The following is a 13,571-nucleotide window of genomic DNA, read 5'->3' on the forward strand; positions in this document are numbered from 1 at the left end:
GCTGAAAGACCGCGCGGTGAGAACGCAGGTGTTCGTGCGTGACGGACGGTGAGCCGGGCGGCGGGTCAGCCCTGGCCGCCGTCGCGGCGCGCGAAGCGGTTGAAGATGCGCTCGCCGGCGTTGACGGCGCCCTCGGCCACGTCGCGCAGCACGCCGATGAACGGGTCCTGGGACTCCGACCAGGAGCGGCGGTAGGACTCGGCGGCGGCCTTCATCTCCTCGGTGACGCGCGCGTTGGGGTCGTCCTCGCGGCGCGGGTAGTCGCCGCCGATGATGCGGTCGTACTCGCCGCTGCGCTGCCACTTGTCGAGCTCGGCCACGCGCACCACGGCGAACGGGTGGGTGGTGCCAAGCAGGTTGAGCACCTTGAGGAAGCCGTCGCGCAGGTCGCCGGCGGTGTCGTACTCGGCGTACTGCTCCAGGAACGCCTCGATGTTCATCTCGTGCGTGTAGTCGCCGCCGGCGAGCTTCATCAGCGCGCGCTTGGCGGCCTCGGGGTTCTGGCTGGTGAGCAGGCCGCCGCGGTCGGAGGAGAGCTCGGACTTGCGGTACCACTCCTCCAGGCCGGCCACGATCGCGCGCAGGCCGATGTAGCCGAGCGGGATCCAGGCGACGCGGGCGGCGAGGCGGGTGAGGATGTCGAGCATGGTGCGGTAGACCGCGTGGCCCGACAGGATGTGGGAGGTCTCGTGGCCGATGACGAAGCGCTGCTCCTCCTCGTTCATGAGGTTGAGCAGGCCGGTGGTCACGACGATGAACGGGTCGTCGAAGCCGATGGCCTTGGCCTGGACCTGCGGATCCTGCTGGACGTAGATCTCCGGGATGCGGTGCAGGTCGAGCGTGTAGGCGGCGTCGCGGCCCATGTCGTAGAGGGAGCGGAACTGGGTCTCGCTCACGCGCACGGCGGAGGCGAGATACATCAGGCGGAGACGCCGCTCGCTTACGAGGCCGGACATCTGCTTGAGCACCGTGTCGAACCCGCTCAACTTGCGCAGAGCGACCAGAGCCGACCGGTCTGCGGGGTGTTCGTAGGCACGGGAAGAGATGCCGGGCAGTTGGACGCGGCTGCGGTCCGGGGTGGTCGTCATGCCCGGCATGCTACGTCCGCAACCGGTGTGGTGCGCGGTCATCATCGAGGGGGGTGCCCGCATGTTGGGGAGAGAGTCCGCGTAAGGTCCGTTTCATGATGAACGCGCCTGGTGTCCAGGGGAAGCGACGCGTGGGTGTTATGGGCGGTACGTTCGATCCCATTCACCACGGTCACCTGGTCGCGGCCAGCGAGGTCGCTCACCATTTCAATCTCGACGAGGTCGTGTTCGTGCCCACGGGCAGGCCGTACCAGAAGTCGGAGCGGGAGGTGTCCGCGCCCGAGGACCGCTATCTGATGACGGTCATCGCGACGGCGTCGAACCCGCGCTTCTCCGTCAGCCGGGTGGACGTGGACCGGCCGGGACCGACGTTCACCATCGACACCTTGCGGGACATCTCCCGGGTCTACGGGTCCGGGGTGGAGCTGTACTTCATCACCGGGGCCGACGCCCTCGGCGCCATCCTCGGCTGGCAGGACGCCGAGGAGCTGTTCGACCTGGCGCATTTCGTCGGCTGCACCCGGCCCGGGCACACGCTGCACGACCCAGGGCTGCCCGAGGGGCGCGTGACGCTGCTGGAGATCCCGGCCCTGGCGATCTCGTCGTCGGAGTGCCGGCAGCGGGTCGAGAAGGGCGAGCCCATCTGGTATCTCGTGCCGGACGGCATCGTGCAGTACATCAACAAACGCGGGCTCTATCACGCCCACGGCTGACGCGCGTGAGGCGGGGCGGCCGAAAAGGGTACCCTCAACATGAGGGCATGTTGCCGACACAGGAGGACCGACCCGCATCGTGACAGCATCCGACAGAGCCGTCCAGCTCGTGCAGATCGCCGCCGAGGCGGCCGCCGACAAGCTGGCCGACGACATCCTCGCCTACGACGTCAGCGAGCAGCTCGTCATCACCGACGCCTTCCTGCTCTGCTCCGCCACGAACGATCGCCAGGTCCGCGCCATCGTCGACGAGATCGAAGACAAGCTGCGCACCGAGGCCGACGCCAAGCCCGTCCGCCGTGAGGGCGAGCGCGAAGGCCGCTGGGTGCTCCTCGACTACATCGACATCGTCGTGCACGTCCAGCACGAGGAGGACCGCACCTTCTACGCCCTGGAGCGGCTGTGGAAGGACTGCCCGGCCATCGGCCTGCCGGAGAGCGTGATGCAGGCCAACATCCAGAGGGCCCGCACTTGAGCAAGCGCATCGTCTGCCTCAGGCATGGGCAGACCCTGTGGAACGTCGAGCACCGCTTCCAGGGCCATTCCGACATCCCGCTCGACGAGACGGGGATCGCGCAGGCGGCCCGGGCGGCCTCGCTGCTCGCCTCGCTCCGGCCCACCCTCATCGTCTCCTCCGACCTTCAGCGGGCCAACGAGACGGCCCTCGCCCTGGGCCGGATCGTCGGCCTGGAGGTCGGCGTCGACAAGGACTTCCGCGAGCGCGGCGGCGGTCAGTGGGAGGGCCTGACCCGCGAGGAGATCGCCGCCCGCTGGCCCCAGGAGTACGTCAACTGGGAGGCGCCCGACGGCGAGGCCGTGCCGGACGTCGCCGCCCGGGTGGGCGCCGCGATGCGCCGCTGGGCCGCCAAGCTCGACGACGACGGCCTGCTCGTCGTCGCCTCGCACGGCGCGGCGCTGCGGCTGGGCATCTGCGAGCTGCTGGGGCTGCCGCAGGAGCTGTGGTCGGCCATCGGCGGGCTCGGCAACTGCTCGTGGTCGGTGCTGGAGGAGGGCCGCCGGGGCTGGCGGCTGCTCGAGCACAACGCGGGCACGCTGCCCGAGCCGATCAGCAGCGACGACAGTCCCGACGCGGAGGGCCGGCGCTGACGCGGTCCGCCGGCGTGACGGCGCCGGCGGGACGGCGCCGGCCGTCTTCGGCGCGCCCCCGGGCGGCGCGTACCCCGGACAGCGCGTCGGGCAGCGCGTGCCCCCAGCAGCGCGTGCCCCCGGGCAGCGTGGGCAGCCGCGATTATGCGAATCCCGCGGATGGCTATATGCTCTCCGAGCGCCGCAAAGAGCACACTCCGCGCGGTGACCAGGGGCTATGGCGCAGTTGGTAGCGCGCCTCCATGGCATGGAGGAGGTCTGGGGTTCGAATCCCCATAGCTCCACCCCTCAGCACGTTTCCCAGCCCGTCATCGTGGTCATCACGGTGGCGGGCTTTTCCGTATCCCGGATGACCCGAGCCGGAGGCTGACGGAGGGAGAGGCGGACATGGGGGCGCTGCACGAGATCGGGCCCGGCGTCTACGCGTGGGTGCAGCCGGACGGCACCTGGTGGCTCAACAACGCCGGGGCCGTGGCCGGCGACGACGGCCTCGTGGTCGTCGACACCTGCGCGACCGAGCGGCGCACCCGGCGCTTCCTCGGCGCGCTGGCCGAGGCGACCGGTGGCGCGCCGGTGCGGGTCGCGGTCAACACCCACCAGCACGGCGACCACGCGTACGGCAACAGCGTGCTGCCCGCCGAGACCGTGATCTTCGGGCACGAGGCGATGCGGGCGGCGCTGCTCGTCGATCCGATCATCGACGGGTGCCCGCCCGTGTGGGAGCCGGTGCCCGACTGGGGGAACGTGACGCGCCGGCCGCCCTCCGTGGTGTTCCGCGACGAGGTGGCCGTCTACACGGGCGCGCGGCGGGTGGAGTTCCGGCATCCCGGTCACGCCGCGCACACGCCCGGGGACGTGGTGGCGTGGCTGCCGGAGGAGCGGGTGCTGTTCAGCGGGGACCTGCTCTTCCACGGGCTGACGCCGCTGGTGTTCATGGGGTCGCTGGAGGGGGCGCTCCGGTCGCTCGACTGGCTGGCGGCGTTCGGCGCCGAGCGGGTGGTGCCGGGGCACGGGCCGCTGACCGACGCGGCCGGGCTGCCCGGGGTGCTGGCGGCGCACGAGCGCTACTACCGGTTCGTGCTGGACGTCGCGCGGGCGGGGCGGGCCCGGGGGCTCACGCCGCTGGCCGCCGCCCGGGAGGCCGACCTGGGCGAGTTCGCGGGGTGGGCGGACGCGGAGCGGCTGGTGCTCAACCTGCACCGGGCGTACGCGGACGCCGAGGGTGCGGAGATGGACCTGCTCGCCGCCCTCGGCGACGCCGTGGCCTACCACGGGGGACCGCTGCCGACGTCGGTCTGACCCGGGATCATGGCCGCGGAGCTCGTACGCGCCGGTCCGGACCCCGTGCGCGGGAGGATTCGGCGGGGGCCGGAATGCCCAACATTCCATACTTACCGGACACGAAGGAAAGTTTCAATAGGGTCATAAAGCAGGAAAATTTCTGCCCGAAAATCATTGACCACGGGGGTTAACACTCGGAAAGCTGGCCGCGAAGCCCAGGTGAAAGGACCGGCCGATGGTCACTGTCCGAGCGTTCGCCGCGGGGGACGAGGGCTCCCTCGTCGACGCCTGGAACCGGAGCATGCCAGGCGACCCCACGACCGCCGGGTGGCTGCGCGACTGCGTGCTGCTCGACCCGAACTTCGACCCCGGCGGCCTGCGGGTGGCCGTGGCGGACGGCCGCGTCGTCGGCTGCGCGTACGGGGTGCGCAGGCGGACGCCGCTCGCGCCGGGCACGGACCTGGAGCCCGGCATGGGATGGATCCCGTTCTTCTTCGTCGCACCGGAGCACCGGGGCCGGGGGCTGGGCCGGAGGCTGATGGAGGAGGCGCTGAGCTTCCTCGACGGCAGGACGGTGGACTTCGCCTCCTACACGCCCGGCTACGTGCTGCCGGGCGCCGACCCGGAGCTCTACCCGGACGGGTTCCGGCTGCTGGGCGCGCTGGGGTTCGAGACGCTGTACTCGCCGGTCGCGATGGACCGGACGCTCGTCGGCTACGTGGCGCCGGACGAGGCGGGCGCGTTACGGGCCGCCCGTGAGGCCGAGGGGTACGCGTTCCGGTCCCCGGGCGACGGGGAGCTGCCGGAGCTGATCAGGTTCGCGGCCGAGGAGTTCAACCCGGACTGGGGCGAGGCGATCAGGCGCCACGCGAACCCCGACCGCATGGTCATCGCGAGAAAGGGCGGCATCGTCGGGTTCGCGCTGTACGGGGCCTACCGGGGCATCCCCGAGAGGTTCGGCCCGTTCGGGGTCGACCCGGCGCAACGCGGCACCGGCCTCGGCAAGATCCTCCTGCATCTCACCATGACCAGGATGCGCGCCGAAGGGCTGCACTCGTCGTGGTTCCTGTGGACCGGCGAGACCAGCCCGGCCGGTCACCTCTACACCAAGGCGGGCTACGAGATCACCAGGCGGTTCCACGTGATGAGGCGGCCGGCATGACCCACGTCCTGGCCATCGGCGCCCACGCGGGCGACCTCGACCTGACGGCGGGCGCGGTGCTCGCCCAGCACGTCCTGCGCGGCGACCGCGCCACGCTGCTGCACCTGACGCTCGGCGAGCGCGGCCACCCGCGCATGAGCGTCGCCGACTACGCCGAGCAGAAGCGCGAGGAGGCCGAGACGTTCGCCGGGCGGATCGGCGCGGGCGTGCGCTTCCTCGACTACGAGGACGGCCTGCTGCCCGAGGACGACGACGTCAAGATGCGGGTCGGCGACCTGATCAGGGAGCTGCGCCCGGACGTGATCCTCACCCACTGGGGCGAGTCCATCCACAAGGACCACGCCCGCACCCACCGCATCGTCCAGGACGCCCGCTTCTACGGCGGCCTGAAGACCCTGGCGCGCGACCTGACCGCCTACTGGGCCGGCGAGCTCTACTACGCCGACAACTGGGAGGACGCCGACGGCTTCACCCCGGACGTGTTCGTCGAGCTGAGCGACGAGGCGTACGAGATCTGGTCGCAGGCCATCACCGGCTACGCCTATGCCAGGGGCGAGACGTACGGATTCCCGTACGTGGACTACTACCGGGCGCTGACGGTCGTGCGGGGCGCCCCGGCGGGGTTCCGGCGGGCGCAGGCGTTCGCCGCGCCGAAGGGGTCGCGGAACCTGCGGACGAGCTACTTCGGAAAGGCGTCGCAATGAAACGCAGCCTGGCGGCCGTGGCGGCCCTGGTCCTGGCGGTGGCGGGATGCTCCGGCGGCGGTGGCGCCGGGGCCGGGCGGACGGCGAGCGCGCCCCCGCTGATCATCCACGCCATCGACTCGGGGACGTTCCAGGAGAACTTCAACCCGTTCCACCTCGAAGGCGTGAACTTCGGCACCAGCGGGATGATCTACGAGACGCTGGAGTTCTTCAACCGGCTCAAACCCGGCGAGGTCACCCCCTGGCTGGCGCTCAAGCACGAGTGGTCCGAGGACGGCAAGTCGCTCACGTTCACCCTGCGGCAGGGCGTCAAGTGGAGCGACGGCAAGCCGTTCACCGCCGAGGACGTCGCCTACACGTTCGAGATCATCAGGAAGCACCCCGAGCTGAACAAGAGCGCGCTGGAGCTGGAGGGCACCGAGGTGCTGGCGCCGGACAAGGTCCGCGTCGACTTCGCCGGCACCTCCTACGCCAAGCTGTTCAACATCGCCGGGAACACGCCCATCGTGCCCAAGCACGTGTTCGAGAAGCAGAACCCGGTCACGTTCACCAACCCCAAGCCTGTCGGGACCGGTCCGTTCACGCTGTCGTCGTTCAACGCCCAGCTGTACGAGATGGCGAATAACCCGGGCTACTGGCAGCCGGGCAAGCCCGAGGTGCCGGTGCTGAAGTTCCCCGCCTACACGGCCAACGGGGTGCAGACGGCGCTGCGGCAGGGCGAGGTCGACTGGGCGGGCGCGTTCGTGCCCGACATCGAGAAGATCTACGTGCAGGGCAAGCCGGAGACGAACAAGTACTTCTTCCCCGCCGAGGGCGTCGTCGCGCTGCTGCCCAACCTGACCCACCCGGTGCTGTCCAAGCCCGAGGTGCGCAAGGCCATCAGCCTGGCCATCGACCGGGAGAAGATCGTCCGGGTGGCCGAGCGCGGCTACACCAAGGTCGCGCACCCGACCGGCATCCCGATGCCCGGCGGCGAGGCGTACCTGCCGCCCGAGCACAAGGACGCCGCGTTCACCGTCGACCTGGCCGAGGCCAAGGAGCTGCTGAAGGGCTTCGACCCGGGCGAGCTGAAGTTCGAGCTGCTGGTGCCGTCGCCGTTCACCGACTGGGTCAACGCCGCCCAGCTCATCCGCGAGGACCTGGCCAAGGTCGGCATCACCGTCGAGACCCGGGGCGTGGCCTTCCAGGACTGGGTGTCGAAGGTCGGCAAGGGCACCTTCGACCTGTCGATCCGTGCCACCCCGGCCGGGGCCGAGCCGTACTTCCAGATGCGCTCGATGCTCTACGGCAAGCTGGCCACGCCCGTCGGCAAGTCGGCCACCGGCAACTACCAGCGGTGGAAGGACGCCGAGACCGACCGGCTGATCGACGCCTACGCCGCCACCGAGGACGAGGCCGAGCACCACAAGGCCACCCAGGCGCTCGGCCGGATCATGGTGGAGAAGCTGCCGACGCTGCCGCTGTTCTACAGCCCGAGCTGGGCGCAGTACCGCACCGACAAGTACGTCGGCTGGCCGAGCGAGCAGGACCCGTACGCGATGCCGTCGCCCTACACCTCACCCGACGCGGCCGTGGTGCTGCTGCGGCTGAAGCCGGCGGGCACGTGAGGTTTCTCGCCAGGCGGCTCGGGTTCTACCTGCTCACGGCCTGGGCCGCCGTCACGCTCAACTTCCTCATCCCGCGCCTCATGCCGGGCGACCCGGTCGACCTGCTCGTGGCGCGGCTGAAGGGGAACGTGGACCCGGCCGCGATCGACGCGATGAAGCGCGCGTTCGGCATCAGCGACGCCAGCCTGTGGCAGCAGTACGTGGACTACCTGGGCAACCTGTCGCGGGGCGAGCTCGGCCGGTCGATCACGTTCTTCCCCACCGAGGTGTCCACGGTGATCGCCGACAGCCTGCCGTGGACGATCGGCGTGGTCGGCGTCGCCACGCTGATCAGCTACGTGGCCGGCACCGCGCTCGGCGTGCTCATGGCGTGGAGGCGCGGCACCTGGCTCGACGGGGTGCTGCCCGCGGCCACGTTCATGCACGCGGTGCCGTACTTCTGGGTCGCGCTGGCGCTGGTGTTCGTCTTCGGGGTGACGCTGGAGTGGTTCCCCGTCAGCCGGGCGTACGCGCTGGACGTGGTGCCGGGGCTGACCGGGGAGTTCGCCGGCAGCGTCGTCTACCACGCGGCGCTGCCCGCGATCACGATCGTGCTCGCCTCGATGGCCGACCGCATCCTCGGCATGCGCAACGTCATGGTGACCACGCTGGGAGAGGACTACGTGGTGATGGCCGAGGCCAAGGGGCTGACGTCGCGCCGGGTCATGTGGGCGTACGCGGCCCGCAACGCGATCCTGCCCAACATCACCAGCTTCGCGCTGTCGCTCGGCTTCGTGGTGGGCGGCTCGGTGCTGACCGAGATCGTCTTCTCCTATCCGGGCATCGGGTCGATGCTGCTCAAGGGCGTGGAGAACGAGGACTTCCCGCTCATGCAGGGCATCTTCCTGGTGATCTCGCTGGCCGTGCTGGTCGCCAACTTCCTGGCCGATCTGGCGTACGTGATCCTCGACCCCAGGACCAGGCAATGAAGATCAAGATCGGGGCGGGCATCCTCGCCTTCTTCGCGCTGGCAGCGATCCTCGGGCCGCTGCTCATCGACGCCGACCCGGCCGCCACCAGCGACGCCGGCCTCCAGGGACCGTCGGCGGCGCACTGGCTCGGCACCACCCAGACCGGGCAGGACGTGCTCGTCCAGCTCGTCTACGGGGCCCGCGTGTCGCTCGGCGTCGGCGTGCTCTCGGCGGTGATCGCCACCGTGCTCGCCGTCGCCGTCGGGCTCGTCGGCGGCTACTTCGGCGGCGCGGTCGACGAGGTGCTGTCCGTGCTCACCAACATCTTCCTGGTGCTGCCCGCGCTGCCGCTGATCATCGTGCTGGCCGGCTACCTGCCGCAGCGCGGCGTCGCCTCCGTCGCCGTGGTGATCGCCGTCACCGGCTGGGCGTGGGGGGCGCGCGTGCTGCGCGCCCAGACCCTGTCGGTACGCCGCCGCGACTTCGTGGAGGCGGCCAGGGCCGGCGGCGAGGGGGCGTTCCGGGTGGTGTTCTTCGAGATCCTGCCCGTGCTGCTTCCGGTGATCGCCACCAGCTTCCTGGCCACGGTCGTCGCGGCGATCCTGGCCGAGGCCGGGCTGTCGTTCCTCGGCCTGGCCGACCTGTCCACGGTGAGCTGGGGCAGCATGCTCTACTTCGCGCAGAACGGCCAGGCGCTGCTCATCGGCGCGTGGTGGTGGTTCATCCCGCCGGGGCTGTGCATCGCGCTCATCGGCACCGGGCTGGCGCTGGTCAACTTCGGCATCGACGAGATCGCCAACCCGCGCCTGCGCACCGTCAAGCCCGCGCGCCGCAGGCCCGCGCGTGAAGGGAAGGTGAAGGCGTGAACGTCCTGGAAGTACGCGGTCTCGGCGTCGACTACCAGTCGGCCACGGGCGCCGTGCACGCGGTCGCCGACGTGACGCTCGACCTGCGGCGCGGCGAGATCCTCGGGCTCGCGGGGGAGAGCGGCAGTGGCAAGTCCACGCTGGCCAACGCCGTCGCCCGGCTGCTGCGCCCGCCCGCCGCGATCACCTCCGGCTCGGTGCTCTACCGGCGGCGCGACGGCACCGAGGCCGACGTGCTCGCGCTCGGGCCGAAACAGCTGCGCGCCTTCCGCTGGAAGGAGCTCGCCGTCGTCTTCCAGAGCGCCATGAACTCCCTCAATCCGGTCGCCACGATCGGCGCCCAGATCGACGACGTGCTGCGCATCCACGCGCCGGACCTGTCGCGCAAGGCCCGCGCCGCCCGGGCCGCCGAGCTGCTCCAGCGCGTCGGCATCAACGCCGACCGGCTGCGGGGCTACCCGCACGAGCTGTCGGGCGGCATGCGCCAGCGCGCCGCGATCGCCATCGCGCTCGCGCTCAACCCCGAGATCATCATCATGGACGAGCCGACGACCGCGCTCGACGTGGTCGTCCAGCGCGACATCCTGCACGAGATCGGCGCGCTGCGCGAGGAGTACGGGTTCGCCGTGGTGTTCATCACCCACGACCTGTCGCTGCTGATGGAGATCTCCGACCGCATCGCCGTCATGTACGCCGGCCGCGTCGTCGAGGTCGGCACCGCCAGGGCGCTGCGCACCGCGCCCCGCCATCCGTACACCGAGGGGCTGCTGCGGTCCTTCCCCCGGCTGCGCGGGCCGCGAGAGGAACTGCTCGGCATCCCCGGCACCCCGCCCGACCTGCGCTCGCCGCCGCCCGGGTGCGCCTTCCACCCGCGCTGCCGCCACGCCTTCGACGGCTGCGCCGGCGAGCGCCCGGCGCTGCTGCCGGTGCCGGGCGGCGAGGTGGCCTGCCGCCTCAACGAGGGCGCCGGGCTCGGGGACGAGGGCGCCGGGCTCGACGACAAGGGCGCCGGGGCAGACGACGAGGGCGCCGGAGCTGACACTGCCGCACGGGAGGCGTCGTGATCGTCCTGGAAGGGCGCAACCTCACCAAGCACTTCACCGCCGCGCGCGGCCGGTGGGGGCGGCGGCCGCCGGTGCGGGCCGTGGAGGACGTGTCACTGGCGCTGCGGGCCGGGCGGGTGAGCGCGCTGGTCGGCGAGAGCGGCTGCGGCAAGAGCACGGTCGCCCGGCTGCTCGCTCAGGTCTACCCGGCCACCTCCGGCGACGTGCTGCTGCGCGGCGAGGTCGTGCGGGCGCACCGGGGAGCGGCGTTCCGCTCCTACCGGCGGCAGGTGCAGCTCATCTTCCAGGACCCGTTCGCCTCGCTGAACCCCTTCCACCGGGTCCGCTACCACCTGGCCAGGCCGCTGCGCGTGCACGGCCACGCCAAGTCCGACGCGCACGAGCGGGAACTGGTCGCCGAGCTGCTCGAACGCGTCAGCCTGACGCCCGTCGACCAGTTCATGGACAAGCTGCCGCACGAGCTGTCCGGCGGGCAGCGGCAGCGCGTCGCGATCGCCCGCGCGCTGGCGGTGCGGCCCGTGGCGCTGATCGCGGACGAGCCCGTGTCCATGCTCGACGTGTCGATCCGGCTCGGCGTGCTGCGCCTGCTGGAGAAGCTGGCCGACGAGAGCGGGCTGGCGCTGCTCTACATCACGCACGACATCGCCAGCGCGCGTTACTTCGCCGAGGACATCACGGTCATGTACGCGGGCAGGCTGGTGGAGAGCGGGCCCGCCGAGGCGCTCACGCAGGCGGCGCGGCACCCGTACACGCGGCTGCTGCTGGAGTCGGCGCCGGACCCGGACCGGGTGACGCCGCGCGAGCGGCAGCGGCACGGCGAGCCGCCCAGCCTCGCCGACCCGCCCGGCGGGTGCCGCTTCCACCCTCGCTGCCCGGTGGCGCTGCCGGTCTGCTCGACCACGGTGCCGGGGCGCACCGAGCTGGGCGAGGGCCGCTGGACGCACTGCTGGGAGGCCGCCGGGGACTGATCAGAATGAGCCGCCGCCCCCGCCGCCGCCCTCGCCGGGGCTGTGGCTCGGCGTCCCGCCGGGCTGGCTCGCGTGATAGCCGTGGTCGCTGTAGGAGCGGCCGGCACGGCCGCGCGCGGCACCGGACCGGCGGCTGAGCGGGCGGCGGGCGCGGCGTTCGACGATCACCAGGACGCCGGTCACCAGCACCGCCATCCCGGCGAACACCCACCAGGTGCCGTCGTAGGTCTCCGTGCCGACCGGGCCGCAGGCGGCGCCGCCCGCCGAGGTCACCGGCTGCCGCCCGGCGCGCAGCTCCGCCAGCGTGGCCGAGCCGTCGCCCTCGCCGCGCAGCACCTTGCCGCCGGTGCTCGGCAGGTCGAGCCGGGCGGGCGGGAAGGCCAGGTCGAGCGCGAGCGCCTGGGCGCCGGGCACGGCCCGCGCGCTCGCCCTGGTCACCTGCCCGGCGGGCCCGGCGGCCAGCCTGCTCGCGGGCTGCCCGAACGCCTGGTGCCCGCCGCTCCCGGGTGGTCCGGGCAGGCGGACCGTGACCTCCAGCAGGTCCACGCCGCTCCGCCAGTGGGCGCCGCGCACCGGCAGGTGCAGGAAGGCGTGCCCGCCGAACACGGTGACCGCGTTCTTCAGCGTGTAGCCGAGCCGGAACGTCCGGGTGCTGCCGGGCGTGGCGGCCAGGTGCCACACCACGCGGTGCGGCCCGTCGGTGCCGCACGCCCGCTCGCTGTAGGTTCCGGCGCGTCCCGAGGAGTCCGGCTCCGCCGGGGCCACCTGCTCGTAGGCCGCGGACTCGCGTACCGACACGTCCTCCACCACGACGCCGGGCGCGCGTGGGATGTCCACGTACGCGCCCTTGCCCGGGCTCCGGTACGTCAGCGTGTGCTCCTCGACCACGGCCACCGTGCCGTCGGCGCGGACGGTGGCCGTGATCTCCGCTCTGGGCTGCGTGACGTGCGGCCCGGCGACCGGCTGCGGCAGCAGCCCGGCGGCCAGCACCATCAGCAGCATGCGCAATGTCGCCCCCGAAGCGCTGGTTGATCCTTTTGCGGCATTCTGTCCGGAGGCGCTTGCAGCTCGCTTAACCGGCGCGGTAGAGGCCGACCATCCGCTCGGCGACGGCGAGCAGCCGTTCGCGCAGCTCGGGCGGGCTGATCACCTCGGCGTCCGCGCCCAGCCTGAGGAACTCGCCCGTCGCGTGCTCCACCGACTCGATCGGCACCCTCACCCGGGTCCAGCCGTCCGCCTCCGGCTCGGCGCTCTCCCGCGCCGCCGCCGCCATGCCGGGCGTCATCAGGCCCGGCAGCCGTTCGAGCCCGCCCGGCGACAGCCGCAGCACCGCCTCGCCGCGCCGCAGCCGCGCCTCGAACTCCACCAGGTACGCCTGCCAGTGCGCCGCCAGGTCGAACCCCGCCGGCCTGGCGAACCGGCCCGGCAGCGGGTGCAGGTCGAGGATCTGCGACACGCGGTAGGTGCGCACCTGCTCGTCGCAGCGGGCCACCAGATACCAGCTCCCGGCCTTGACGACCAGGCCGTACGGCTCCAGCCGCCGCTCGACCTCCTGCGGGGCGCGCCAGCGGCGGTAGCGGACCCGGACCGGGCGCTCGTTCCACACCGCCTCCGCCACGGCGGGCAGGTGGGCCACCGGCTCCCGGTCGCGGTACCAGCCCGGGGCGTCGAGGTGGAAGCGCTCCCTGATGCGCCCGGCCCGGTCACGCAGCTCCACGGGCAGCGCCGCCATCAGCTTGAGCTGCGCCGCCGTCACCACCGCGCCCAGCCCCAGCTCGGCGGCCGGACCGGGCAGCCCGGCCAGCGGCAGCGACTCGGCCTCCTCGGTCGTCAGCCCGGTCAGCTTGGTCCGGTAGCCGTCGAGCAGCCGGTAGCCGCCCCTCGGCCCGGCGTCGCCGTAGAGCGGGATGCCGGCCGCGTGCAGCGACTCCACGTCGCGGTAGATCGTGCGCACCGACACCTCCAGCCGGTCGGCCAACTCCCCGGCGGTCATCCGGCCGCGCGTCTGCAGGAGCAGGAGGATCGACATCAGGCGGGAAGCGCGCACATCGCTGACACTAC

The 13,571-nt window shown here is 72.1% G+C and carries 14 protein-coding genes and 1 tRNA gene; 12 read left to right on the forward strand and 3 right to left on the reverse strand.

Going from position 1 to position 13,571, the window contains the following annotated elements; all coding sequences use genetic code 11:
- Positions 1 to 65: 65 nt before the first annotated feature.
- The gene (locus ACWDXC_RS40480; RefSeq protein WP_219506865.1) at positions 66 to 1,088 is read right to left on the reverse strand and encodes a M48 family metallopeptidase; all 1,023 of its coding nucleotides are present in this window, start codon (positions 1,086 to 1,088) and stop codon (positions 66 to 68) included.
- 95 nt (positions 1,089 to 1,183) lie between these two features.
- Here ACWDXC_RS40480 and nadD point away from each other — a divergent pair, with 95 nt between their 5' ends.
- The 12 genes from nadD to ACWDXC_RS40540 all read left to right on the forward strand — a co-directional run bounded on the left by nadD (position 1,184) and on the right by ACWDXC_RS40540 (position 11,510).
- The gene (nadD, locus tag ACWDXC_RS40485; protein WP_357588675.1) at positions 1,184 to 1,801 is read left to right on the forward strand and encodes a nicotinate-nucleotide adenylyltransferase; all 618 of its coding nucleotides are present in this window, start codon (positions 1,184 to 1,186) and stop codon (positions 1,799 to 1,801) included.
- Positions 1,802 to 1,880: 79 nt separating this feature from the next.
- Positions 1,881 to 2,276, forward strand: a complete 396-nt coding sequence (gene rsfS, locus ACWDXC_RS40490) for a ribosome silencing factor (RefSeq protein ID WP_219506860.1) — start codon at positions 1,881 to 1,883, stop codon at positions 2,274 to 2,276.
- Positions 2,273 to 2,908: a histidine phosphatase family protein gene (locus tag ACWDXC_RS40495; RefSeq protein WP_219506858.1), complete on the forward strand. Its 636-nt coding sequence runs from the start codon at positions 2,273 to 2,275 to the stop codon at positions 2,906 to 2,908. Before rsfS ends, ACWDXC_RS40495 begins: the two co-directional genes overlap by 4 nt.
- 211 nt (positions 2,909 to 3,119) lie before the next feature.
- Positions 3,120 to 3,192 (forward strand) — tRNA-Ala (locus ACWDXC_RS40500).
- 103 nt (positions 3,193 to 3,295) lie between these two features.
- Positions 3,296 to 4,207: an MBL fold metallo-hydrolase gene (locus ACWDXC_RS40505; protein WP_449991510.1), complete on the forward strand. Its 912-nt coding sequence runs from the start codon at positions 3,296 to 3,298 to the stop codon at positions 4,205 to 4,207.
- Positions 4,208 to 4,424: 217 nt separating this feature from the next.
- Positions 4,425 to 5,351: a GNAT family N-acetyltransferase gene (locus tag ACWDXC_RS40510; RefSeq protein WP_449991512.1), complete on the forward strand. Its 927-nt coding sequence runs from the start codon at positions 4,425 to 4,427 to the stop codon at positions 5,349 to 5,351.
- A complete protein-coding gene (locus ACWDXC_RS40515) occupies positions 5,348 to 6,055 on the forward strand; it encodes a PIG-L deacetylase family protein (RefSeq protein ID WP_449991515.1) in 708 nt (235 codons plus the stop codon). The genes ACWDXC_RS40510 and ACWDXC_RS40515 overlap by 4 nt, the downstream gene beginning before the upstream one ends.
- Positions 6,052 to 7,662 (forward strand): ABC transporter substrate-binding protein, encoded by a 1,611-nt coding sequence (locus ACWDXC_RS40520; RefSeq protein ID WP_449991518.1) that lies wholly within the window; start codon positions 6,052 to 6,054, stop codon positions 7,660 to 7,662. Before ACWDXC_RS40515 ends, ACWDXC_RS40520 begins: the two co-directional genes overlap by 4 nt.
- Complete coding sequence (locus ACWDXC_RS40525; RefSeq protein WP_449991521.1) at positions 7,659 to 8,630, forward strand: ABC transporter permease; 972 nt, start codon at positions 7,659 to 7,661, stop codon at positions 8,628 to 8,630. The genes ACWDXC_RS40520 and ACWDXC_RS40525 overlap by 4 nt, the downstream gene beginning before the upstream one ends.
- Positions 8,627 to 9,478, forward strand: coding sequence for an ABC transporter permease (locus ACWDXC_RS40530; protein ID WP_364180862.1), 852 nt, complete (start codon positions 8,627 to 8,629; stop codon positions 9,476 to 9,478). Before ACWDXC_RS40525 ends, ACWDXC_RS40530 begins: the two co-directional genes overlap by 4 nt.
- Positions 9,475 to 10,542, forward strand: a complete 1,068-nt coding sequence (locus ACWDXC_RS40535; protein ID WP_449991524.1) for an ABC transporter ATP-binding protein — start codon at positions 9,475 to 9,477, stop codon at positions 10,540 to 10,542. Before ACWDXC_RS40530 ends, ACWDXC_RS40535 begins: the two co-directional genes overlap by 4 nt.
- Positions 10,539 to 11,510, forward strand: a complete 972-nt coding sequence (locus tag ACWDXC_RS40540) for an ABC transporter ATP-binding protein (protein ID WP_449991526.1) — start codon at positions 10,539 to 10,541, stop codon at positions 11,508 to 11,510. The genes ACWDXC_RS40535 and ACWDXC_RS40540 overlap by 4 nt, the downstream gene beginning before the upstream one ends.
- On the opposite strand, the gene ACWDXC_RS40545 is transcribed toward ACWDXC_RS40540, so the two are convergent.
- Positions 11,511 to 12,512, reverse strand: coding sequence for a DUF2207 domain-containing protein (locus ACWDXC_RS40545; protein WP_449991618.1), 1,002 nt, complete (start codon positions 12,510 to 12,512; stop codon positions 11,511 to 11,513).
- A 70-nt stretch (positions 12,513 to 12,582) separates the two neighbouring features.
- A complete protein-coding gene (locus ACWDXC_RS40550; RefSeq protein ID WP_449991529.1) occupies positions 12,583 to 13,557 on the reverse strand; it encodes a helix-turn-helix transcriptional regulator in 975 nt (324 codons plus the stop codon).
- Positions 13,558 to 13,571: the final 14 nt, after the last annotated feature.

The organism is Nonomuraea sp. NPDC003214 (assembly GCF_053590035.1).

Excerpts from the sequence above, each read along its gene's own strand:
- ACWDXC_RS40510 (WP_449991512.1), top strand. The coding sequence starts at position 4,425 with ATGGTCACTGTCCGAGCGTTCGCCGCGGGGGACGAGGGCTCCCTCGTC.
- nadD (WP_357588675.1), top strand. The coding sequence starts at position 1,184 with ATGATGAACGCGCCTGGTGTCCAGGGGAAGCGACGCGTGGGTGTTATG.
- ACWDXC_RS40480 (WP_219506865.1), bottom strand. The coding sequence starts at position 1,088 with ATGACGACCACCCCGGACCGCAGCCGCGTCCAACTGCCCGGCATCTCT.
- ACWDXC_RS40515 (WP_449991515.1), top strand. The coding sequence starts at position 5,348 with ATGACCCACGTCCTGGCCATCGGCGCCCACGCGGGCGACCTCGACCTG.
- ACWDXC_RS40530 (WP_364180862.1), top strand. The coding sequence starts at position 8,627 with ATGAAGATCAAGATCGGGGCGGGCATCCTCGCCTTCTTCGCGCTGGCA.
- ACWDXC_RS40505 (WP_449991510.1), top strand. The coding sequence starts at position 3,296 with ATGGGGGCGCTGCACGAGATCGGGCCCGGCGTCTACGCGTGGGTGCAG.
- ACWDXC_RS40545 (WP_449991618.1), bottom strand. The coding sequence starts at position 12,512 with ATGCTGCTGATGGTGCTGGCCGCCGGGCTGCTGCCGCAGCCGGTCGCC.
- ACWDXC_RS40520 (WP_449991518.1), top strand. The coding sequence starts at position 6,052 with ATGAAACGCAGCCTGGCGGCCGTGGCGGCCCTGGTCCTGGCGGTGGCG.